This is a genomic window from Porphyrobacter sp. AAP82 (genome assembly GCF_000331285.1).
Classification (GTDB): Bacteria; Pseudomonadota; Alphaproteobacteria; order Sphingomonadales; family Sphingomonadaceae; genus Erythrobacter.
Genome location: NZ_ANFX01000031.1, coordinates 1 through 21,462, shown reverse-complemented (window position 1 = coordinate 21,462; position 21,462 = coordinate 1). Strand labels below are relative to the sequence as shown.

General features: G+C 68.9%; 17 protein-coding genes. 5 read left to right on the top strand and 12 right to left on the bottom strand.

Annotated features, from left to right (window positions below; genetic code table 11):
* Window positions 1-10: 10 nt before the first annotated feature.
* Together D620_RS0109720 and D620_RS0109715 are read right to left on the bottom strand one after the other, a co-directional pair.
* A complete protein-coding gene (locus D620_RS0109720; RefSeq protein WP_017665609.1) occupies window positions 11-2,542 on the bottom strand; it encodes a penicillin-binding protein 1A in 2,532 nt (843 codons plus the stop codon).
* A gap of 54 nt (window positions 2,543-2,596) precedes the next feature.
* Window positions 2,597-3,502 carry an N-acetylmuramoyl-L-alanine amidase family protein gene (locus D620_RS0109715; RefSeq protein WP_017665608.1) on the bottom strand — a complete coding sequence of 302 codons (906 nt, stop codon included), beginning with the start codon at window positions 3,500-3,502 and terminating at the stop codon, window positions 2,597-2,599.
* 425 nt (window positions 3,503-3,927) lie between these two features.
* Here D620_RS0109715 and D620_RS0109710 point away from each other — a divergent pair, with 425 nt between their 5' ends.
* Window positions 3,928-6,738: an Rne/Rng family ribonuclease gene (locus D620_RS0109710; RefSeq protein ID WP_017665607.1), complete on the top strand. Its 2,811-nt coding sequence runs from the start codon at window positions 3,928-3,930 to the stop codon at window positions 6,736-6,738.
* 191 nt (window positions 6,739-6,929) lie between these two features.
* Here the strand turns inward: D620_RS0109710 and D620_RS0109705 are convergent, their stop codons facing one another.
* Entirely contained in the window at window positions 6,930-7,562 is a 633-nt protein-coding gene (locus D620_RS0109705; RefSeq protein WP_017665606.1) for a class I SAM-dependent methyltransferase, read from the bottom strand.
* 85 nt (window positions 7,563-7,647) lie between these two features.
* Between D620_RS0109705 and D620_RS0109700 the strand changes: the two genes are divergently transcribed.
* Window positions 7,648-7,953 (top strand): hypothetical protein, encoded by a 306-nt coding sequence (locus D620_RS0109700; protein WP_017665605.1) that lies wholly within the window; start codon window positions 7,648-7,650, stop codon window positions 7,951-7,953.
* Window positions 7,954-7,964: 11 nt separating this feature from the next.
* Here D620_RS0109700 and D620_RS0109695 read toward each other — a convergent pair whose 3' ends face one another.
* Window positions 7,965-8,711, bottom strand: a complete 747-nt coding sequence (locus tag D620_RS0109695; protein ID WP_017665604.1) for an SDR family NAD(P)-dependent oxidoreductase — start codon at window positions 8,709-8,711, stop codon at window positions 7,965-7,967.
* Between the two features lie 237 nt (window positions 8,712-8,948).
* On the opposite strand from D620_RS0109695, the gene D620_RS0109690 reads away from it, so the two are divergent.
* From D620_RS0109690 to zapE, 3 genes are read left to right on the top strand one after another with little or no spacing between them, the layout of a single operon-like run.
* On the top strand, window positions 8,949-9,728 hold the full coding sequence (locus D620_RS0109690) for a succinate dehydrogenase iron-sulfur subunit (RefSeq protein ID WP_017665603.1): 780 nt from the start codon (window positions 8,949-8,951) through the stop codon (window positions 9,726-9,728).
* A gap of 18 nt (window positions 9,729-9,746) precedes the next feature.
* Entirely contained in the window at window positions 9,747-10,208 is a 462-nt protein-coding gene (locus tag D620_RS0109685) for a PaaI family thioesterase (protein ID WP_017665602.1), read from the top strand.
* A gap of 10 nt (window positions 10,209-10,218) precedes the next feature.
* A complete protein-coding gene (zapE, locus tag D620_RS0109680) occupies window positions 10,219-11,340 on the top strand; it encodes a cell division protein ZapE (protein WP_017665601.1) in 1,122 nt (373 codons plus the stop codon).
* 233 nt (window positions 11,341-11,573) lie between these two features.
* Here zapE and D620_RS0109675 read toward each other — a convergent pair whose 3' ends face one another.
* From D620_RS0109675 to D620_RS0109640, 8 genes are all read right to left on the bottom strand, one after another.
* Window positions 11,574-13,469 (bottom strand): XrtA/PEP-CTERM system amidotransferase, encoded by a 1,896-nt coding sequence (locus D620_RS0109675; protein WP_017665600.1) that lies wholly within the window; start codon window positions 13,467-13,469, stop codon window positions 11,574-11,576.
* A 12-nt stretch (window positions 13,470-13,481) separates the two neighbouring features.
* Window positions 13,482-14,486, bottom strand: a complete 1,005-nt coding sequence (gene xrtA, locus D620_RS0109670; protein WP_017665599.1) for an exosortase A — start codon at window positions 14,484-14,486, stop codon at window positions 13,482-13,484.
* On the bottom strand, window positions 14,476-15,696 hold the full coding sequence (locus D620_RS0109665; RefSeq protein ID WP_017665598.1) for a TIGR03087 family PEP-CTERM/XrtA system glycosyltransferase: 1,221 nt from the start codon (window positions 15,694-15,696) through the stop codon (window positions 14,476-14,478). Before D620_RS0109665 ends, xrtA begins: the two co-directional genes overlap by 11 nt.
* A gap of 11 nt (window positions 15,697-15,707) precedes the next feature.
* Window positions 15,708-16,769, bottom strand: coding sequence for a FemAB family XrtA/PEP-CTERM system-associated protein (locus tag D620_RS0109660; RefSeq protein ID WP_017665597.1), 1,062 nt, complete (start codon window positions 16,767-16,769; stop codon window positions 15,708-15,710).
* Entirely contained in the window at window positions 16,766-17,737 is a 972-nt protein-coding gene (locus D620_RS0109655; protein ID WP_017665596.1) for an XrtA system polysaccharide deacetylase, read from the bottom strand. The genes D620_RS0109660 and D620_RS0109655 overlap by 4 nt, the downstream gene beginning before the upstream one ends.
* Before the next feature lie 4 nt (window positions 17,738-17,741).
* Complete coding sequence (locus D620_RS0109650) at window positions 17,742-18,938, bottom strand: XrtA/PEP-CTERM system-associated ATPase (RefSeq protein WP_017665595.1); 1,197 nt, start codon at window positions 18,936-18,938, stop codon at window positions 17,742-17,744.
* Window positions 18,939-18,955: 17 nt separating this feature from the next.
* Window positions 18,956-20,602, bottom strand: coding sequence for a preprotein translocase subunit YajC (locus tag D620_RS0109645; protein ID WP_155800101.1), 1,647 nt, complete (start codon window positions 20,600-20,602; stop codon window positions 18,956-18,958).
* A gap of 2 nt (window positions 20,603-20,604) precedes the next feature.
* On the bottom strand, window positions 20,605-21,462 hold an 858-nt coding region (locus D620_RS0109640), incomplete at its 5' end, for a P-loop NTPase (RefSeq protein ID WP_017665593.1).

The window sequence follows — 21,462 nt, the reverse complement described above, 5'->3', positions numbered from 1 at the left end:
GGGCAGCACGTCAGTCAATGCCGCCCTCCTCGACGAAACTGCCCTCTTCCGGCGCATCGACCACGGCTGCGGCCGCGCTTTGCCGGCCGGCGCGAATCAGCGCGAGGATCTCGTTGCGCTTGGCGGCGATGGCGTCCTGGCGCGTGTAGCGCTCGGGCTCGGTATCGGGCTTGAAGGCCTCCCAGATGATCGCCGACTTGGGATCATCGGTCGGCCAGCCATCGAACACCCGCTTGCCCGAACGCCGGTCGATCCGCACCATCCTGACGCCGGTCGGGGCGACGGGGGGAAGATCGGACCACCTCGGGCGGGTCTTCTCGATCAGGCTCTTGATGATCGGCGCGGCAATCGTGCCGCCATAGGCATAGCCGCCCATGTTGCGCGGCTGGTCGAAGCCCACGTAAGCGCCCGCGATCATCGTCTGGGTGCCGCCGATGAACCACACGTCCTTGGGGCCGGTCGTCGTCCCGGTCTTGCCGAACAGCGGCAGGCCGAGCGAGTTGAGGACGGTCGCCGTGCCCCGGCTCACCGCACCGCGCAGCATGTGCATCACCTGGAAGGCAGTGCGCGGGTCCATCGCCTGGGCGCCCATCACGCCGAAGCGCGGCATCGGCTTGCCGTCCCACTTCGCCATGTTGCACCCGCGGCACTCGCGCGCATCGGCGCGCCACAGCACCTTGCCGCGGCGGTCCTGCACATAGTCGATCAGCGTCGGCGGGTTGAGCCGGCCATGGTTGGCGAGCGCGGAATAGGCCGCGACCATCTTGACCAGCGTGGTCTCCCCCGCCCCCAGCGCGGTCGAGGGATAGGCCGGGAACTTGCCGATCCCGAGATTCTCGATCTCCTTGACCACATTGGGCATGCCTGCGGTCATCCCGATCTGCACGGTCATGATGTTCTGCGACTGTTCGAGGCCGAAGCGCATCGGATGCTGCCCGCCGCTGCCCGATCCGCGAATGCACTTCTCGCCGAGGTTGGCGCCCTGGTAATAGCAGAACCGCGAATTATCGATCTGGGTCGAGGGGGTCATCCCGTCGTCGAGCCCCGCCGCATAGACGAAGGGCTTGATGGTCGAGCCCGGCTGGCGGTTGGCCTGGGTTGCGCGGTTGAAGTCCGACAGGCGGTTGTCGAAGCCGCCCTGCATCGCCATCACCCGGCCGGTCTGGGCCTGCTCCACCACCAGCGCGCCCTGCGCCTCGGGGATGGTGCGCACCGCAAAGCCGCCACCCGAGGGGCTCGCCGCGATCACGTCGCCAGACTTCAGGTTGTTGGGCAGCCCGATCAGCGGGGCCTCCTTGCCGTCGGCAAAGCCGATGGTCGCGCTCTGCCCGCTGCGCCGCGTGACCACGCCGACGCGCCAGTCCTTGTAGCTGATCCCGAGGGGGGAGGATTGCAGCTGGCTGGCCCAGTTGCCCTCGCTCAGATCGAGCGTCGCGATCGGCCCTGCCCAGGCGCGCCCGCCATGATAGCGCAGCAGCCCCTCGCGCAGGGCATCGCGCGCGGCAAGCTGGACCTGCGGATCGAGGCTGGTGCGCACCCACAGCCCGCCCGCATAGACCGAGTTCGGGCCCGTCTCTGCGGTCTCGCCGAAGCGGGTGATGAGCTCGCGGCGCACCTCCTCGAGGAAATAGCCGGCATCGACGCTGCGTTCGCGGCGCTGGGTGACAAGGCCGAGCGGCTGCGCGGCCGCCGCGCGGCGTTCCGATCCGGTGATGAAGCCGTTCTTCTCCATCTGGTCGAGCACGAAGTTGCGCCGTTCGAGCGCGGCCTGTTCCTGGCCCTTGCGCCCGTAGCGCTCGGGTGCCTTGGGCAGGATCGCAAGGAAGGCCATCTCGTGCAGCTGGAGCTGGTCGACATCCTTGTCGAAATAGGCGCGCGCGGCCGCCTGCACCCCGAACGAGCGCCGCCCGAGCGGGATTTCATTGAGGTAAAGCTCGAGGATCTCCTGCTTGGTCAGCACCTGTTCGATGCGGCCGGCAAGGATCATTTCCTTCAATTTGCGGGTGACCGAATATTCATCGCCAAGCAGGAGATTCTTGGCGACTTGCTGGGTGATGGTCGACCCGCCCACCGCGCGCTCGCCCGATCCGAACTTGATCGCGTAATCGAACACCGCATTGGCCGTGCCGAGGAAATCGATGCCGCCGTGGCTGAAGAAGGTCTTGTCCTCGGCCGCGAGATAGGCGTCGATCAGCTTTTGCGGAAAATCGGCAAATTGCAGCTGGACGCGGCGCTCGCGGGCATAGGAATGGACGATCTCGCCATCCACCCCGCGCACCACGGTGGGCAGCGGGGTTTCGTAGGTGAGCAATTGCTCGGCCTCGGGCAGATCGCTCGCCAGCCACACGAACAGCGCGATCCACAGCGCGAGAAACGTGCCCAGGAGAACCGCGGCGATCCGGAACAGCCGGCTCTGCTTCCAGCGCGCGGAAAACCACGCAAGGCCCGCGCTCGCATCGCGGTTGACGCGGTAGCGCAGGTAGGCCCAATTCGATTGCGGCGTCGAAAGCTGGCCGGAGGCAGGCGGGGTGGTCTCGGTCATCAAGGGGCCGCAACTAGCACGCGGGGGCGCGCCAAGGCTAGCGGGTTTGCGAGGCTATTCCCCGCCTTGCAAGCCATCGGCGCGCCGCGCGAAGAACACGCGCACCGCGCGCGCCAGCACGCCGGCATATCGCGCGCGGCCCTCCGGCGTGGTCAGCCGCGCGCGGTCATTGCCGTTGGTGACGAAGCCGCTTTCGAACAGCACAGAGGGCACGTCAGGCGCGCGCAGCACCGCAAGCGCCGCCGCGCGGCGCGGCTGCGGGACGAAAGCGAGCGCGCTCTCGCCCTCGCGCAGCACCAGTGACGCGAAGGCCAGCGCGTCCTCCTGGGTGCGCTGCTGCGAGAGCTCGACCAGAATGGCGCTGACATCCCTGCTCGCGCCCGCGATGGTGATGCCGTTCAATCGGTCGGCATCGTTCTCGCGCGCGGCAAAACGCGCTGCCGCCTCGCTCGAAGCCTCGCTGGAGAGGGTGTAGATGCTCGCCCCGCTGACCGCATCGTTCTGTCCCCCGGCGCTGTCGGCGTGGATCGAGATGAACAGGTCGGCCTCGAGCAGCCGGGCGATTTCGGGCCGGTGGGGGAGCGGCACGATGCGATCATCGGCGCGGGTCAGCGCCACGCGCACCCCGCCCTGTTCCAGCAATGCGTCGCGCAGCGCGAGCGCGATGGCGAGCGTGATCGCCTTTTCCTCGAAGCGCTTGCCATCCGCATCCATGCCGACCGCCCCGGGATCGCGCCCGCCGTGCCCGGCATCGATCACCACCAGCGGGCGCGAGGGATCATCGGCTCCCTCGACGCGCGGCAGTTCGAGCGGCGCGGCAGCCTCGCCCGCGAAGGCGAAACGCAGCACATAGTCGCGCCCCCAGATCGGCACCGGAAGGGTCACGCCCAGCGCCTTCGCGCCGCCCAGCAGCAGCGCCGGCACGAGCAGAATGATCACGAGAAGGGTGCGATAACTCATTGCGGTTTGCGGCTTACGTTCTTGGCGCAAGCAAACGCAATAGAGTTGCGGGGTGCGCCCCACAGTGCTAGCGCTGTTGTCATAGAGGCCGGATCAGGGCGCTGCGGCGTTTCCTTGCCCGCCTCTTGTCCGGTGGACGCGATATTCTTCGCACTCCGGCTCAATACAGGTTGATGCAGTGACAGATCGCTTTTCCCGGACAACCAGCACCACGCGCGCTTTGCGCCGGTGCGGTGTTGCGGGAGAAGGCGCGGCGCCTGGCCGCACGCTCGCCATTGCAGACACGAGCTTCGCGCCAGGTGCCTTCGGCGCCCACAGCGCGATTATCCCTTCCGGCAAGGCCCTCGGGCGCGCCGGCTCACCACAATATGCGCGCCCCCTTTCAGACCCCTCGCGGTCAAGGCCGGGCGCATGGAGACATTTCAATGGCAACGCGCATGCTTATCGATGCGCGCCACCCGGAAGAAACCCGGGTGGCGGTTCTGCAAGGCAACCGGATTGAGGAATTCGACTTCGAATCTGCCGAACACAAGCAGATCAAGGGCAATATCTATCTCGCCAAGGTAACCCGGGTCGAACCCTCGCTACAGGCGGCATTCGTCGACTTCGGCGGCAATCGCCACGGCTTCCTCGCCTTCAGCGAAATCCACCCCGACTATTACCAGATCCCCAAGGCCGACCGTGACGCCCTGCTCGCCGAAGAGGCCGAGGCAGCCGAGGAAGAAGAACGCCTGCGCGCCGAGGAAGAGGACGAAGGCATCGCGCCCGGCGCCGAATATGACGCCGAGGACGACAGCGGCGAAGCGCTCGCCGAGGACTTCGCCGAGAACGGCGTCGAGGAAGTCGACACCTCCGACAAGGACGATGTCGCCACCATCGAAGGCGGCGCCTCCGACGAGGACGACGGCGCTGACGAGGACGGCGCCGAGGAATCCGCCGAAGACAGCGAAGGGGCCGAGGAACGTCGCGGCCGTGGCCGTGGGCGCCGCCGTCAGGGCGGGCGCGGCGACAGGGGGGGCGACAAGGGCGGCGACGGCAAGGGCGGCCGCAGCCGCGCCAAGCAGGTCGACGAAGTGCGCGCCAAGCGCATGGCGCTGCGCCGCCGCTACAAGATCCAGGACGTCATCCAGCGCCGCCAGGTGCTGCTCGTTCAGGTCGTCAAGGAAGAGCGCGGCAACAAGGGCGCGGCGCTGACCACCTATCTCAGCCTCGCCGGCCGCTACACCGTGCTGATGCCCAACTCCTCGCACGGCGGCGGGATCAGCCGCAAGATCAGCTCGACCAGCGATCGCAAGCGCTTGAAGGACATGGTCTCCGACCTCAAGCTGCCCAAGACCATGGGCCTCATCGTCCGCACCGCCGGCATGAGCCGCACCAAGCCCGAGATCAAGCGCGACTTCGATTACCTCGCCCGCGTCTGGGACGAGATCCGCGAGAACACCCTCGCCTCGGTCGCGCCCGCGCTGATCCATTCGGACAGCGATCTTATCAAGCGCGCGATCCGCGACATCTACAACAAGGACATCGAGGAAGTCGTCGTCGAGGGCGAGGAAGGCTACAAGTCGGCCAAGGCCTTCATGAAGCTGCTGATGCCCAGCCACGCGCGGCGGGTGAAGGCCTATTCGGACCCCGTGCCGCTGTTCCAGCGCTATGGCGCCGAAGACCAGCTGCGCGCGATGTATGATCCGATGGTGCAGCTCAAATCGGGCGGCTATCTCATCATCAACCCGACCGAGGCGCTGGTGTCGATCGACATCAACTCCGGGCGCTCCACCAAGGAGCACGGGATCGAGGCGACCGCGCTCCACACCAACCTCGAAGCCGCGCGCGAGATCGCCCGCCAGCTGCGCCTGCGCGACATGGCGGGCCTCGTCGTCATCGACTTCATCGACATGGAGTACCCCTCCAACGTCCGCAAGGTCGAGAAGGCGATGAAGGACGCGCTCAAGAACGATCGCGCGCGCATCCAGGTCGGCCGGATCAGCTCGTTCGGGCTCATGGAAATGAGCCGCCAGCGGCTGCGCACCGGGGTGCTCGAAGCGACCACCCGGTCCTGCCCGCATTGCGACGGCACGGGCCTGGTGCGCACCGCATCGTCCGCCGGCCTTTCGGCGCTGCGTCTCATCGAGGACGAGGCGGCGCGCGGCAAGGGTACGCAGATCCGCCTTGCGGCGAGCACCGAGGCGGCGATCTATCTCCTCAACGAAAAGCGCGCCGACCTCGTCGAGATCGAACAGCGCTACGGCGTCAGCGTCGAAGTCGTGCCCGAAGGCGAGGACGAAGGCGCGAAGATGAGCGTGTCGAGCGCGGGCCCGCGCCCGACCCATGCGCCCAAGTTCGAACCGATCGTCGACGAGGATGACGATGACCTGCCCGAGGAGGAGGACGACTTCGCCGAGGACGAGGCCGATGCCGAAACCGACCGGCGCGAAGCCCGCCAGCCCCGCCGCGAGCGCGGCGATGGCGATGGCGAGGACGAGGACGGCGGCGGCCGCAAGAAGAAGCGCCGGCGCCGGCGTGGTGGCCGCGGCCGCAGCCGCGAGCGCGAGGACGGCGAAGCGGGTGAAGCGGGTGATGCAGGCGACGAGGCCGGCGAGCCCGACAGCGATGGCGAGGAGCGCGGCGACAGCGCGCCTGCCGAAGGTGACGATGGCGAAGCGCGTCCCAAGAAGCGCCGCCGCCGCGGCGGCCGCGGGCGCAAGCGCCGCGAAGGTGGCGAAGGCGAGGCGCAGGACGGCGAGGCCGAAGACGATGACGGCGAGGCCGTGACCGGCGAGGACGCGCCTGCCGAAGCCGAAGCCGAAGCCGAAGCTGCCGCCGGTTCCCCGGAGGAAGCCGAAGCCGCAGCGCCTGCCGAGGCCCCGGCTGAAACCCCGGCTGAAGCCCCGGTCGAAGCCGAAGCCCCGGCCGCAAAGCCCAAGCGCGTGCGCGCCCCGCGCAAGAAGAAGGTGGCAGATCCGGTCGCGGAGGAAGTCCCCGCCGAACTCGCGCCCGAACTCGCTGCCGAGGCTGCCGATGCCGCGGCGACGCAAGCGGAGGCCCCGGCCGAAAAGCCCAAGCGCAAGCGCGCCCCGCGCAAGGCCAAGGTCGCCGACGCCGCGCCCGCCGCGACCGCCGAGGTGAGCGAACCGGCTCCGGCAGAAGAAGCGGCGGCCGAAGCCCCCGCCGACGAAGCCGCACCCGGGGATGAAGGCAAGCCGCGCCGCGGCTGGTGGCAGCGGACCTTCGGCGAATAGGCCGGGCCGCAATTCAAAGAATCGGGGGCGGGAAGGAGCGATCTTTCCCGCCCTTTTTCTTTACTGTCGGCGCAGGCCCACCCCGCTGCGACGAGCCAGCAAGCTGGCAAGTGTTCTTCGAACAGCTTCGCTTCCTCGCTCCCCTCCCGCTTGCGGGAGGGGTCGGGGGTGGGCTTCCGCCTGGCCCGCCCTCACCCCACCTTGCGCGCCGCGCCCCACTCCATCCATCCGGCAAAGCGCGGCGTCTTGGGGGTGTATCCCGCTCCCAGCGGCTCAACCGCAAAGCCCGCGCCCGCCAGCGCGCCGGCGATGGGCCGGGTCAGATGGCACCCGCCCGCAAGCCGCTTCCAGACCGGCTCGATCCGCCCCTGCCAGGCGCGCACGTCCGCATCGGGTGCAAGCCCGTGTTCGAGGAACAGCGCTTCGCCGCCGGGGCGCAGGATGCGGCGCATCTCGCGCATCACTTGGCGCGGGTCTTCGACCGAGCACAGCGTGAAGGTGCACACCACGCAGTCGAAACTTTCATCGGCAAAGGGAATCGCCTCCCCCCGCCCCGCCCGCAGATCCGCCGCCCAGCCTTTCGCCCGTGCCGCCGCGCGCGCGCCATCGAGCAGGCCTTCGTGCGGGTCGATCCCGGCATAGGAGGTGATCGCGGCCGCATCGTAGAATGCGTGGTTGATCCCGCCGCCGCAGCCCAGTTCGAACACGTCTCCCCGCGCCCGGGGGACCACCGCCGCGCGGCGCTTCATCACCTGGCCCTGGCTGCACGCACAGGTGATGAGGCGCGGCATGATGTTCGCCTCGTACCAGCTTTTGACACCCATCGCGCGCTCCCCCCTTTTCGCCGCCCGCAATGCGTGGCACGTTATGCGGCAATTGCCAAACCGGCTTTCTGGGAGGGATGCCAGCATGACCACCACCTCAACCGGCACCACCGGCGAACCCGGCCCCGCGTTCCGCTTCCACCCCAAGCTGTGGATCGCCGCCGCGATCCTACTCGCGCTGCCGGCGGTGGGGATGCAGGTGACCCACAAGATCGCCTGGGGGCCCGAGGATTTCGCGGTCTTCGCGCTGATGCTGGCAGGGCTGTGCCTGGCGGCCGAGGCCGCGACCAACTGGCTCACCGCGCTGCGCTGGCGGATCGGCGCGATGACGCTGGCGGTGCTGCTGTTCCTGACCTTGTGGGTGCACCTTGCCGTGGGCATCTTCGACTAGGCCGGCGCGCCCTAGTCAGGAACCTCGTCGCCGCGAAAATCGAACACCCGCCCCGATTGCACCGGGGTGAGCCGGCCGAGCACGCCGATCAGATTGGCCGCTGCCGCATCGGGCGCGGTCAGTTGCCCTTCGGCAAGGCCCGACCGGAACGGGGCGGAGAGCGCGGAATCGACCGTGCCGGGATGCAGGCCCACGATCACGCTGTCAGGGTGCGTGCGCGCCATCTCCAGCGCGAAGTTCCTCAGCAGCATATTGAGCGCGGCCTTGGAGGCGCGGTAGGAATGCCATCCGCCGAGCCGGTTGTCGCCGATCGAGCCGACCCGGGCCGAGAGCGCGGCAAAGGTGAAGCCCTGCCCCCGCGGCATCAGCGCCAGCATGTGCTTGGCGATCGTCGCCGGGCCGATGGTGTTGAGCGCGAAGACCCGCGCCATCACCTCGGGCTCGAGCCGCCGGTAGGTCCGCTCGGGCCCGGTGCCATCGGGCAGGGAGAGCACCCCGGTCGCGACGATCACCCATTCGGGCGGTTCGGGAGCCATCATCGCGGCGGCGGCGGCGATGCTGGCCTCATCCTCCAGATCAAAGGAAAATCCGGTGAATTGCGAGCCTTGCGGCGTGCTGCCGCTGCGCGATCCGGCGTAGATCTTCCCGCAACCCGCTGCCGCCAGCGCCGCGCACAGCGCCCGCCCGATCCTGCCGCTCGCCCCGAACACGCAGGCGCTGCGGGGTATGCGCGAAAGGGTCTGTCCTGCATCGTCCATGGGGCATAAAGTGCGGCCATGGCCTTGTGGTTCCGCCCTTTTTCCCGCCCCTGCGGCGGGCCTTGCGGGGCAGGAGAGATTTTCGGCACTATGCCGTGTTTCCTCGCCTCCTGCACGAGCGCTGCTGAGCCTTCCTCAACCCCTGTGCGAAAGCCTGCAACAACTGACAGTCCCCCCGCGCTTGCGCCGCGCGGCGATGGCGTTAAGTAGAGCCAAACGCGTAATCGGGATCACACCATGGCGACCTTCACTCTTCCCAAGAATTCGAAGATCAACAACGCCGGCCAAGTGCACAAGGCATCGGGTGGCCGGGTCAAGTCGTTCAAGATCTACCGCTACGATCCCGACAGCGGCCTGAACCCGCGCTACGACAAGTTCGAGATCGACCTCGACCAGTGTGGCCCGATGGTCCTCGATGCGCTGTTCAAGATCAAGAACGAGATCGACCCGACCCTGACCTTCCGCCGCTCGTGCCGCGAGGGGATCTGCGGGTCGTGCTCGATGAACATGAACGGCAAGAACGGCCTCGCCTGCACCACCGCGATCGAGGACCTGAAGGGCGAGATCCGCATCACCCCGCTGCCGCACATGGACGTCATCAAGGATCTGGTGCCGGACTTCACCCATTTCTACGCGCAATATGCGAGCATCCGCCCCTGGCTCCAGACCGTCTCGCCCACGCCGAGCGGCAAGGAGCGGCTGCAAAGCCCCGAACAGCGCGAGAAGCTTGACGGGCTCTACGAATGCATCCTGTGCGCCTGCTGCTCGACCAGCTGCCCGTCCTACTGGTGGAACTCCGACAAGTTCCTCGGCCCGGCGATCCTGCTCCAGGCCTATCGCTGGCTCGCCGACAGCCGCGACGAGATGACCGGCGAGCGGCTTGACGACCTCGAAGATCCCTTCCGCCTCTACCGCTGCCACACCATCATGAACTGCGCGAACGTGTGCCCCAAGGGTCTCAGCCCGGCCAAGGCGATCGCGGAGACCAAGAAGATGATGGCCGAACGTGCTATCTGATTGTGGCGATCTGATCCGGTGAGCTTCAAGGACGACGTCTTCGAACACGGGCCGGACCCGGACAATCCCGGCTGGCACCACTGGAACCTCAAGGACGAAACGCTGTTCAACGGCGCGGTGATGGGCAAGCTCATTACCCGCGTCGACGCGGACGGGAAAGCGCGCCTGCGCATGTTCCCCGAGCGCAAGCACCTGAACCTGCAAGGCATCATCCACGGCGCGGTGACACTGGCGCTGATCGACATCGCGCTGTTCGTCACCATGCACCGGATCGGCACCGGCAATGCCGGGCCATCGGTGACGCTGGAGCTGTCCAGCCAGTTCGTCGGCGGGGGCGATGGCAGCCGCCCGCTCGATGCCGTGACCGAAATCGTGCGCGAGACCGGCAAGCTGGTCTTCATCCGTGGGTTGGTGGTGCAAGGCGAGGACGTGGTCGCCAGCTTCTCGGGGATCGTGCGCAAGATGCAGCCGCGCGGCTGATCGCCCCGTCGTGCCCGGCCTCCTCGCCCGCTATGACGCGCTGATCGCCAGCGGCGAACTGCGCGCCGATCCCGACCAGCGCGCCGCGGCCGAGCGGCTGGCGCGGCTTCAGGACGAGCTCGAGGCCCCGCCGCCCAAGACAAGCCTCTTCGCCCGCCTCACCGGCACCCGCGAAGCCACGCCCGACCCGCGCGGGGTCTACCTGTGGGGCGGCGTCGGGCGTGGCAAGTCGATGCTGATGGACCTGTTCGTCGAGACCCTCGGGATCGAACGAAAACGCCGGGTCCACTTCCACGCCTTCATGCTCGAACTCGACCGGCTCATCACCGAGGCGCGCAAGAGCGAGCTGCGCGACCCGCTGACCAGCGTTGCGATGATGATGTCGCCCAAGATCCGCTGCCTCGCCTTCGACGAGATGGTGGTCACCAACACCGCCGATGCCGCGATCATGGGCCGCTTCTTCACCGCGCTGATGAAGAGCGGCACGGTGATCGTCACCACCAGCAACCGCCCGCCCCGCGATCTTTACAAGGACGGCCTCAACCGCGCGCTGTTCCTGCCCTTCATCGATCTGGTCGAGCGGGAGATGGACGTGCTGAGCCTCAACGGCCCGACCGATTACCGGCTCGACCGCATCGGCGGGCTGGCCATGTGGCACGCGCCGATCGGCGAGGAAGCCACAAGCCAGGTGCGCGAGGCGTTCTTCCGCCTCACCGATTTCGCCCCCGAAGATGCCGCCAACGTGCCCACCGGCGAACTCGATCTCGGCGGGGGGCGCAGCTTGCACGTGCCCAAGAGCCTCAAGGGCGTCGGCGTGTTCAGCTTCAGGAAGCTGTGCGGCGAAAACCGCGGGGCGGCCGATTACCTCGCCATCGCGCGCGCGTTTCACACCGTGATCCTCGTCGGCATCCCGAAGATGGGCCCTGAAAACCGCAACGAGGCGATCCGCTTCACCAAGCTGATCGATGCGCTCTACGAACACTGCGTCAAGCTGTTCGTGACCGCCGCCGCGCTGCCGGAGGCGCTCTATCAGGCAGGCGACGGCGCCTTCGAATTCGAACGCACGGTGAGCCGCTTGAACGAGATGCAGAGCGAGGACTACATGGCCAAGGGCCACGGGACCGAGGGCTAGAGCATTTTCCTACAGGCTACAGCTGCGCTATGGTGTGCGGCGTTGTTCGGCATCGCAAGGCCTGCCGGCAGCGGGCGGAGCGGGAGAACAACGCGCCGCACCGTGTGAACTTCGCTTTTGGCGCACACGGTTCTGAAAAGGAAAGGAAATCCCCGTAGGATTGCAGAATTTGCAATGTGAACTTCGTGAACTTCGAATATCGACTTTCGATAGGATCAGCGGGTTCTAGCGCCCTAACCGCTCGCTCCGAGCTGTTTCAGCGACTTTTCGAGCATCAGCAGCTGCCACAGGGTCCGCGAATGATCGGCGCGGGCACCGATATGGGCCTCGGCCAGCGCGGCGATGGCCTGGGGCTGGAAGAACCCGGTCTGCGCGAGGCTCCCGGTGGCGATCCCCCGGGCTGCGTCGGCGAGCGGCCCCCTCAGCCATTCGGCGATGGGGGTCACGAAGCCCTGCTTGGGGCGGTAGAGGATGTCGTGGGGGAGGTAGCGCTCGAGGCTCTTCTTGAGCAGGTATTTGCCGGTCGATCCCCGCACCCGCATCCCCTCGGGCAGGCGCGCGGCGAATTCGACGAGGCGGTGGTCGAGCAGCGGTTCGCGCGCTTCGAGGCTGACCGCCATGCTGGTGCGGTCGACCTTGGTGAGGATGTCGCCGGGCATCCAGAACACGAGGTCGGCATATTGGGCGCGGTCGAGGCCCGACCGGCCGGGGGCTGAGCGCATCAGGGCGATCAGCTCGTCCTCGGCGCGAAAGCCCTCGAGGCTGGCGGCGAAGGCGTCGGTGTAGAGTGCGCGGCGCGCGCCCGGCAGGGTCACCGAGAGGCCCCGGGCGTAGCCTTCCTCGCCGCTCTCGGCGAGCGCGAGCAGGGTGGCCTTGGCGCGCAAGGGGCGCGGGGCCCAGTCGGCCTTGGGCCAGACGCGGCCCAAGGCGCCGAAGATCGGGGCGCGCAGGGCGGCGGGGATGGCGGCGCGGGTGCGTTCCTCGTGGTGGTGGAAGACCTGGCGGCGATAGCCGGCAAAGGCCTCGTCCGCCCCGTCGCCCGAGAGCGTCACCGTCACCCGCTCGCGCGCCAGCTGGCACACGCGCCAGGTGGGCAGCGCGGAGGCATCGGCGAAGGGTTCGTCGAACATCGCGGCGAGGGTGTCGATGGCGGCGAAATCATCGGTGGCGACGATCCGCTCCTGATGATCCGCGCCGAATTTGGCGGCAACCTGACGGGCGTAGGAGGTCTCGTCATAGGCGGCTTCATCGAAACCGATCGAGCAGGTCCGGACCGGAGACGCGCTCGCCTCGGCCATCAGCGCGACCACGCCCGAGCTGTCGACCCCGCCCGACAGGAAGGCGCCCAAGGGCACATCGGCGACCATCCGCGAGCGCACGCCTTCGCGCAAGTGATGGACGAGCTGGGCGGAAAGATCGGCCTCGCTCCCGCGCTCGCGCTGGGTGAAGGATATGTCCCACCAGCGCTGCGGACGGCCGGGGGCCTTGCCCTGCTCGAGCAGCCAGAAGTGGCCAGCGGGCAGCTTCTCGACGCCGGCAAGGATCGAATGACTGTCGGGCACATAGCCCCACGCCATGTAGGCCTCGATCGCGCGGGGATCGAGACGGCGGCGCAGCAGGGGGTGCGCCAGCAGACCCTTGAGCTCCGAGGCAAAGGCGATGCTGCCGTCCGACAGGTGCGCAAGGAACAGCGGCTTCACCCCGAAACGGTCGCGGGCGAGGAACAGGCGACGGGTGCTAGGCTCGAAGATCGCGAAGGCGAACATCCCGTCGAGCCGCGAAAGGCAATCGGGCCCCCACTGGGCCCACGCGGCGAGGATCACCTCGGTATCGCCGTTGGTGCGGAAGGCGAAACCGGCCTGCTCCAGCTCGCGGCGCAGTTCGCGGAAGTTGTAGATCTCGCCGTTGAAGACGATCACCGCGCGGCCATCGGCGGCGTGCATCGGCTGGGGCGAGCCCGCAAGGTCGATGATCGAGAGGCGGCGGTGGCCCAATCCGACGCCGTGGTCGGTCCACACCCCTGCCCCGTCAGGCCCGCGGTGCGCGATCGCATCGCACATCCGGACCACCCGCGCAGGGTCGACCGGCTTGGGCGTCTCGGCATGGAAAATCCCGGCAATCCCGCACATCGTCCGGCAGGCCTAGAGCAGCAGCGAGAGCGCGGCAATCACGCCGAGGGCGATGATCGCGGCAGCGGCGCTGCCCGGCGCAAAAGCGTGCGCCTCGAACCGGCGTACCCAGCGCGAGCTGTCGATGGCGGCGAGCGGCCAGCCATAATCCTCCGCCTCGCGTTCCACGAAGCGCCACGCCGCGCCCAGCAGCACCGCGAGGACGATGGCGAAGAACACCCAGCCATAGACGATGTGGTCGAAGCCCGTCGCCTTCTCGGCGCCGACATATTGCGCGACATAGATCGTCGCCCACGCCCGCACGCCGTTGGCAAGGATCGGAACGATCACGCAGGCGGCCATGAAGGCAGCGCGGCTGGTCCAGCGCCGCAGCCGCGTGGCGCAGACGAGCACGCCGAGCGTCACCATCGCGGCAAGGAACTTCACGCCGGAACACGCCTCGGCAACGACGAACAGGCCTGCGGGGGTGTGGATATGGATCCCCTCGATCCGCGCCGCGATGCCGCTCGCATGGGTGAGCGCGATGGCGATCTCGGCGGTGATGGCTTGCAGCGGCGGAATGATCTCGTCGCCGAACGGCACCATGAAGGCGGCAAAGGCGATCGGGAGCGCGAGCACGATGGCCACGCGCAGGCCGAGCATCGTGATCGCCGCGGCCTGGAGCGCGCCGACCGCGCCTGCCTGTGCGACAAGGTTGATCCCCAGCCCCTCGCCCGCGCGCCACAGGGCAAGCCCGGCGGCAACCCCGGCAAGGGCGGGCAGGAAGGGCTGCGGCGCGAGGCTCGCCAGCACCTCCTCCTTCAGCGCCACCAGCCAGGCGATGATGAAAGGCACCAGCATGAGGTGGCTGTAGGTGTCGATGTTCCACCACTGGTGCGCCATCGCGGCCCACGCCTGCCCGGTCGTCAGCATCAGCGCCAGCGCCGCCGCGGCAAGACCGGCAAGCGGCCGGTGCCACGCGGCGGGCAGACGGGCTGCGGCGCGCGGGAGCGGGAGCGCGGCGCTCTCAGGCGGCATGGCGGCGGCCCTCGCTGCCGGAGCCGACCATCCGCGCGAGCGGGGCCATCATCGCCTCCCACCCGTGCTCGGCAAGCACGAAGGCGCGCGCTGCCGTGCCGATGCGGCGGGCGGCTTCGGGCTCGGCGAGCAGCGCGGCGATGCGGTCCGCCATGGCGGCGGGATCGGGCGGGCAGACCAGCCAGTGCGCGCCGTCCTTTGCGGCAATGCCGGTCGCCGCTTCGGGGGTGAGCACCACGGGGCGGGCCATCGCCATCGCCTCGAGCACCTTGTTCTGCACTCCGCGCGCGATCAGCAGCGGGGCGAGCACGGCGTCGGCGGCGGCAATGAAGGGGCGCACGTCAGGCACCGCGCACCACACCCGCACCCCCGGCGCGCCGTCCTGTGCCAGCAGCGCGCGGGTCGGATTGCGGCCGACGATGTGGAAGCACGCCCCGGGCAGCCGCGCGCGCAGGTGCGGCAGCAGCGCCTCGATCACCCACAGCGCAGCCTGCTCGTTGGGGCGGTAATCCATCTGTCCCGTGAAGACGAAATGCGCGCCCCCCGTCCCGGCAAGCGCGGGATGCGGCGCGGTTGCGGCCGGATCGAAGAAGGCCGCGTCGATGCCGTTGCCGATCACCTGCACGTTGACGAGATCGGGCGCTGCGAGCCGGCTGCGGTAGAGCGCGGCTTCGGCCCCGGAGATCAGGATCGTCGCATCGGCGCGCACGCCCAGACGCTCTTCCTCGGCCGCAAGCAGCCGCGCCTCGCGAGCGTTGATCCACACCCGCTCGCCCGCCTCGGCGTAGGCCTCGAACTTGGCGCTGTCGACATCGCACAGGTCGATCACCACGGGCCCTGCAAAGTCATCGGGGACATATTGCCCCATCTGGCCCGAGAAGACGACGATCGCCCCGATCCGCTCGCGCGCGATGGTCTCGCGCACCCACCGCGCGAGCCGTGCCGAATGGAAGGCGGTAAGGCTGACGGGCCTGCCGCACAGCACCGCCTCGACCCCGGCCAGCGGCAGTGGCTTGGTGCGCGGCGCCACGCAGCAGGAGGCCGCCAGCGCCGCGAGTGCCTCCTCGCCCGCCCCGTCCTCGGAAGCAAAGCACCCGACATGCACCGGACCAAGCTTTGCCAGCGCTTTGAGCAGGTGGCACGAGCGGATCCGGTCACCGCGATCGGGCGGGAACGGCACGCGGTGGGCAAGGAACAGGATACCGGGCATCAGCCGAGCCTCTAGGCCAGCCCGCGCGCGATCCACGGCCCCAGCGTGTTGGCAAGCGGCAGCGGGAGCTTCTTCCACAATTCGATCTTGCGGCTGTAGCTCGCGTCGGTGGGATCGATGTTGCGCGGCGGCGCGCCGGGCACGGTCCATGCCGCATAGGCGAGCGGCTGCGGTTCGAAGCCCCAGTTCTTCTTGAAGCTGAAGGGCCCGCTGCCGGTCTTGGAACGGCCGAAATCGAAGCGCGTGCATCCCTGGCGGCGGGCATGGAGCATCAGTTCGTAATACATCACCTCGTTGGCGCGCGCCGCGCGGGCCGCGAACACGCCGCCCCCCCAGAAGGGCAGCACCGCGCCATCGTGGTAGAAGCTGAGCACGCTCGCCAGCGGGGTCTCGCCGGCCCATACGGTGAGGATGTCGCTGCTTGCCGGAAAGGCATCGAGCATCACGGCAAACAGCGCGCGCGGAAATACCGGCGTGCCGAGATTGCGCACGCTGGCGCTGTAGCAGGCATAGTGCACAGCCAGATCGCGCGGGGTGCGCCCCGCGGTGATGCGGTGCCCGAAGCCGAGCCCCTTTCTGACCTCCGCGCGCGCCTTTCTCGGGATGGCGAGGAGTTCGGCCTCGTCATCGGCGGCGAGCGCCCGTTCGAAGCCGCAATGCTTGTCGGACCAGCTTGCCCAACCAGCGGGCGCCGCGCCGCCGCGCAGTTCGACCCCGGAGAAGCCGCCGCGCTGCGCGTGCGCCTGCGCGCCCTCGGCGAGCGCCAGCGCCGCATCGTCGCTGCATGCAAGAATGCCGCCGCCAACCCCGAAGCCGCTCGATACCAGCGCCCTGCCGAACAGCGCCGAGCGCACTTCGGTGAGCGGCAGCCAGCCCGTGACCGTCCCGAGCCGCTGGGCGACGAGCCCCGCCGCGCGCTGGCCGGTCCCCGCTTCCACCCCGCGCAGCCATGCCGGGCGGTGGAACAGGCTGCCGCCTTGCGCGGCCACGAACCCCTCGATCCGGCGCAGTTCGGCCGCATCGCGCAAATCGAGCGTGCTGACGCTGATGGCGGCCTTTACGGGGGCGTTCACTCGGCCGCCTCCACCACGGTATCGAGCCCGAGTTCGAGCACCGGCGGCAACAGGTCGAGATCGACCGCGCGCGCCGCCTCGCGGTGGGCGATCATGTCCATCCGGCCCCAGCGGAATTCCTCGACCAGTTCGCGCAGCTTGGTGGCCATCTGCGCCAGCCCGGTGTAGTGCCGGAACCGTGACCGCAGCGGCGCATGGCCGACCCGCGGCTGATCGGGATCGACCTCCCACGGGTGGAAATAGAACACGGCGGGGCGCGCCTCGCGGCGATTGACCTGGCGGATTGCCCAGCGCGAGAAGGCGTAGGGCAGGACGCGGAAAAAGCCCCCGCCGCCAGCCGCCACGCGCCGTCCGCCGAGCATGGCGGTGGTCACCGGCAGTTCGATCATCGCCGACCACGGCAACGGGCGGAACGCGAAGCGCGGGGCTTCGGGCCAGCCATAATGATCGTGGACCACCGGCGCGACGCTCGAGGAATAGGCATAGCCCTGCTCGGCGAGCTCGGCGAAAGCCCAGGGCGTGCGGTGGTCGATCGAGAAGCTCGGTGCGCGGTAGCCGGTCACGGCAACGCCTGCGCAATCCTCGATGATCTTGCGCGCCTTGGCGATGTCCTCGGCAAATTCGCGGCGCGAGAAGGTGAAGACGCGCGCGTGGTCGTAGCCGTGGCTGGCGATTTCGTGGCCGGCATCGACGATCCGGCGGATCATGTTGGGATGGCGCCGCGCCACCCAGCCCAGGGTGAAGAAGGTCGCGCTGACATCGGCCTCGGCGAAAAGGTCGATGACGCGGTAGACGTTGTCTTCCACGCGGGTCTTGATGGAATCCCACTCGCCGCGCGCGATCACGTTTTCGAAGGCGCCGACCTGGAACCAGTCCTCGACATCGACCGACAGGCCGTTGGCGATCGGCGCGCCGGGTGGCGGGGCGAAGGACGCGGCAGCGCCCGGGGCAGGGAACGGAGCGTTCATGGCCCTAGGCGGCCCTGCGCGACGGGTCTTCCTCAAGCCATTCGATCAGCACGGTGAGGACGTGGCGGAAGGATTGCTCCTGCTCCTCGAGCCGCGCTTCGATGCGTTCGAGCGCGGCGGCGAGCCGGGCTTCGGCAGCGCGGGTCTCTTCGGGCGCGAGTGCGAGGCCCTCGGGCGAGCGGGCTGCGGGATGCGCCATCCCGGCGGCCTGCAACTCGCTGATCGCCGCCTCAAGCTCGGCGGTGCGCGCGTCGCGCTCGGCAAGCAGGGCGGCAACCTCGGTCGCCGGCAGGCTGCCGGGCGCAGGCGGGACCGGGGCGGGCGCTGCCGGGGCGGACTCTGGCACAGGCGCGCTGCGCAGATCGCCTGCCGAACGCGCACCGCGATTCTGGTCGGCCGCCATCTCGGCGATCACATCGCCCAGCATCGAATGGCTGAGCGTCTCGCGCTCCTCGATCGCGCCCAGCAGCAGCAGGCGGTTCATCACCTGGTTGACGCGGCGCGGGATGCCCCCGGTATGGCGATAGAGCGCATCGAGCAGCCCGGCCTCGAAGCCCGGACGGCCCTGCCACCCGACACGGCCGAGGCGGTGGCGCACGTAATGCTCGACCTCGCCCGCATCGAGCGCTTCGAGGTGGTGCGAGGCGATGATCCGCTGGCGCAGCTGTTCGAGCCCGGGATGCTGGGCAAGCGTCGCGCGGAATTCGGGCTGGCCGAGCAGCAGCGATTGCAGCAGCGGGTGCGAGCCCAATTGGAAGTTCGAGAGCATGCGCAGCTCTTCCAACGCGGTCAGTTCAAGGTTCTGGCACTCGTCGACCACCAGCAGGCAGCGCCGGCCGGCGCGCGCTTCGTCCTGGAGGAAGCGCTCGATCGCGCCCAGCGCAGTCGCCTTGTCATGCCCTTCGACCGGCAGGCCGAAGCCTTGCGCGATGACATGGACGATCTCCGCCCCGTCGAGCGCGCTGGTGACGACCTGCGCGACGGTGAGTGCAGCCGGGTCGATCCGCTCCATCAGGTGCGCGACCAGCGTCGATTTGCCCGCACCGACCTCGCCGGTGATGACGATGAAGCCCTCGCCCTGGCTGAGGCCATAGCCGAGGTAGCTCATCGCCTTCTTATGGCTGACGCTTTCGAAGTAGAACTGCGGGTCGGGAGTCAGCTGGAAGGGGCGTCCGCTGAAGCCGTAAAAATTTTCGTACATTGGCGCGGGCACTCCCCTCAGAAATTGTAACGCAGGCCGACCAGCGCGGTGGCGAAGGCGAAATCCGCCGCGGTGAATTCGCTGTCGACATAATCGACCGAGATCGCCGCGCGGCCGGTCAGGCGGCGGGTGATCGACTGGTTGTAGGCGGCCGAAACCCCGGCGCCGGTGGCGTCATTGTTGCCCGCGCCGTCGAACCAGTTGACATAGGCATTGGTGGCGATGCTGGCATCATCGCCGAGCGTGCGGGTCAGCCCGCCGACGACGTAGTAGCTCTGGTCGACAAGGCCGTTGACGGGCGCGAGCGCGGTGCCGGCCGCGGCGATGAAGGTGCGCCGATCATAGCCCGCGCCCAGCGCCGCCGTGGTGCGACCGACGGTGCGCTGGTAGGAGGCATTGACCCCGCGCCCGCGGAACGCGGCCGAACGGACCGAGCCCAATGAACCCACGATCGCCTGGCCCTGCGTGCCGCTGACAAGGCCGCCGAAATCGCCGGTGACCGGATTGCGGATCGCCTCGAAGTCGCTGTCGAGCCGGGCAAGGCCGTTGTTGATCACTCCGCCAAAGCCGCTCACCCCGTCATAGGCGGCCAGCGCGAAGATGCTGCGCTGGCTCGGGGCGTAGGTGAAGGTGCCGTAATAGGTGGTCGAATCGTAACGCCGGCCCACGGCAGCCTGCAAGGACGTGCGCGAGGACGGGCGCCACAGCACGCCGACATCCCAGAGCAGGCCATCGACCGCAAAGGCAATGCGGCGCGGGGCGGCAGGATCGGTGATGAAGCGGCCGTTGGCATCGCGCTGAGCGACGCCGTTGGCATCGCGCACCGCATCGCGGCTGGAGATCGCGACATCTTCGTAACCCGCGCCCGCGACCAGCGCGAGGCTGGTGGTGAGCGGGATCGTCACATCGCCGCGCACGTAAAGGTCGCGCACCCGCTGGTCGAGATTGCCGATATCTTCCTGGAAGCCCCCGGCCGTGACCGCAAGACCGACCGGCAGCGGCTCGCCCGGACGTGTCGCGGCGCGCAGCTGGCCCATGTAGGTGACGCTGTCATCGAAGGTATCGATGGTGTTGCCCTGCTGGCTCACCAGCGCATTGTCGACCTCGAAGCGGTTGTACCCGACCCGCGCCACGCCCTCGACCCCGACATCGCCGACCCGGGTGCGCAGGCTCGGTCCGGCATAGGCGCTGTAGACGCGGCTTTCGGCATCCTCGCGCACCAGCGGATTGGCGGTGACCGCGCCGCCGCCATCGGCGCGGCTGCGCGAGGCAAGCGCGCCGGCTTCGAGGCTGAGCCTGCCGGGGATGATCGCCAGTGTGCCGCGCGCAATGCCGCTCACCGTGTCGGTATCGACCGTATCCTCGCCATAGGCGATGTTGCGTTCATAGCGCAGCGAGACCGCCGCGCCGCTGTTGCGGCCCTGGAGGTTGATGTCGACCCCGGCGGCGATCTGGGTGAAGGTCAGCACGTCATCGCCCGGGCTCAGTTCCGCCGAGACGACCTGGGCGACCTCGATATAGGGCTGGACGACGCGCTGGCTGCGCTGGCTCTGCCCCAGCCCCTCGCCCTGCCCCTGGGACTGGTCCTGGGCGAAGGCGGGCGCGGCCGCGGCGGCGGCCAAGCCGGCGGTCAGCAGAAATCGGGTGAGGGTGCGGGCACGCATGGTCATTTCCCCTTCGCGCCATAGGAACCGAAGCTCCGGCCCGAGGGGCTGTAGCGCGCGGCGTTGAGCAGGAGCTTGATGTCGCCGCAGGCCGAAAGCAGCTGCTGCGCGTCTTCGAGCGCGGCGCGGCTGGTCTCGTCGGCGCGCACCACCAGCAGCGCCTGCCCGACATGCTTGGCGAGTTCGGCAGCAGGCGAGGCGGCAAGCGCGGGCGGCGTGTCGAAGATCAGGATGCGGTCGGGCGCGCCCTCGGTCAGCCGGTCGAGCATCTGCGCGGTCCGGCTGCTGGCGAGATATTCGGCATCGCCGGCGGTGGCATGGCCTGCGGGCAGCACGAAGAGACCCTCGATATCGGTGCGGATCACAAGGCTTTCGGGCGGGATCGAGGGATCGGCGAGCGCATCCATCAGGCCCTCGCCCGCCGCGATCCCGAACCGGTCGGTGATGCTCGGCTTGACCACATCGGCATCGACCAGCAGCACCTCGAGACCCCGCTCGGCGGCGAGCGCGATGGCGAGGTTGGTGGCGCAATAGGTCTTGCCCTCGCCCGAATGCGGCGAGCACACCAGAATGCGCCGGGCGAGCGGGCCGTGACCGCTGGCGCCGCCGGTGCGGGCATCGGCGAGCAGCTCGCGCTTGACGATCCGGAACTCCTCAAGCAGCCCGGTCACCGGGTCCTCGGGCACGATCAGCCCGCCCGCGCGCAGGTGCTCGCGGTCGATCCGCGCGAAGGGCCCGCTGAAAGCGACGGCGCGCGGCGGCGGGGGAGCGGCGGGTTCGGGTGCGGCTTGCGGAGCGGCGGGTGCGGCCTGCCGGGGCGTCACCTGCGGCGCGGGCGCCGGACGGCGCAGCGCCTGCGG

Bases quoted from the DNA above. Each gene is read 5' to 3' on its own strand.
- D620_RS0109720 (WP_017665609.1), bottom strand. From the start codon at position 2,542: ATGACCGAGACCACCCCGCCTGCCTCCGGCCAGCTTTCGACGCCGCAA.
- D620_RS0109715 (WP_017665608.1), bottom strand. From the start codon at position 3,502: ATGAGTTATCGCACCCTTCTCGTGATCATTCTGCTCGTGCCGGCGCTG.
- D620_RS0109710 (WP_017665607.1), top strand. From the start codon at position 3,928: ATGGCAACGCGCATGCTTATCGATGCGCGCCACCCGGAAGAAACCCGG.
- D620_RS0109705 (WP_017665606.1), bottom strand. From the start codon at position 7,562: ATGGGTGTCAAAAGCTGGTACGAGGCGAACATCATGCCGCGCCTCATC.
- D620_RS0109700 (WP_017665605.1), top strand. From the start codon at position 7,648: ATGACCACCACCTCAACCGGCACCACCGGCGAACCCGGCCCCGCGTTC.
- D620_RS0109695 (WP_017665604.1), bottom strand. From the start codon at position 8,711: ATGGACGATGCAGGACAGACCCTTTCGCGCATACCCCGCAGCGCCTGC.
- D620_RS0109690 (WP_017665603.1), top strand. From the start codon at position 8,949: ATGGCGACCTTCACTCTTCCCAAGAATTCGAAGATCAACAACGCCGGC.
- D620_RS0109675 (WP_017665600.1), bottom strand. From the start codon at position 13,469: ATGTGCGGGATTGCCGGGATTTTCCATGCCGAGACGCCCAAGCCGGTC.
- xrtA (WP_017665599.1), bottom strand. From the start codon at position 14,486: ATGCCGCCTGAGAGCGCCGCGCTCCCGCTCCCGCGCGCCGCAGCCCGT.
- D620_RS0109665 (WP_017665598.1), bottom strand. From the start codon at position 15,696: ATGCCCGGTATCCTGTTCCTTGCCCACCGCGTGCCGTTCCCGCCCGAT.
- D620_RS0109655 (WP_017665596.1), bottom strand. From the start codon at position 17,737: ATGAACGCTCCGTTCCCTGCCCCGGGCGCTGCCGCGTCCTTCGCCCCG.
- D620_RS0109650 (WP_017665595.1), bottom strand. From the start codon at position 18,938: ATGTACGAAAATTTTTACGGCTTCAGCGGACGCCCCTTCCAGCTGACT.
- D620_RS0109645 (WP_155800101.1), bottom strand. From the start codon at position 20,602: ATGCGTGCCCGCACCCTCACCCGATTTCTGCTGACCGCCGGCTTGGCC.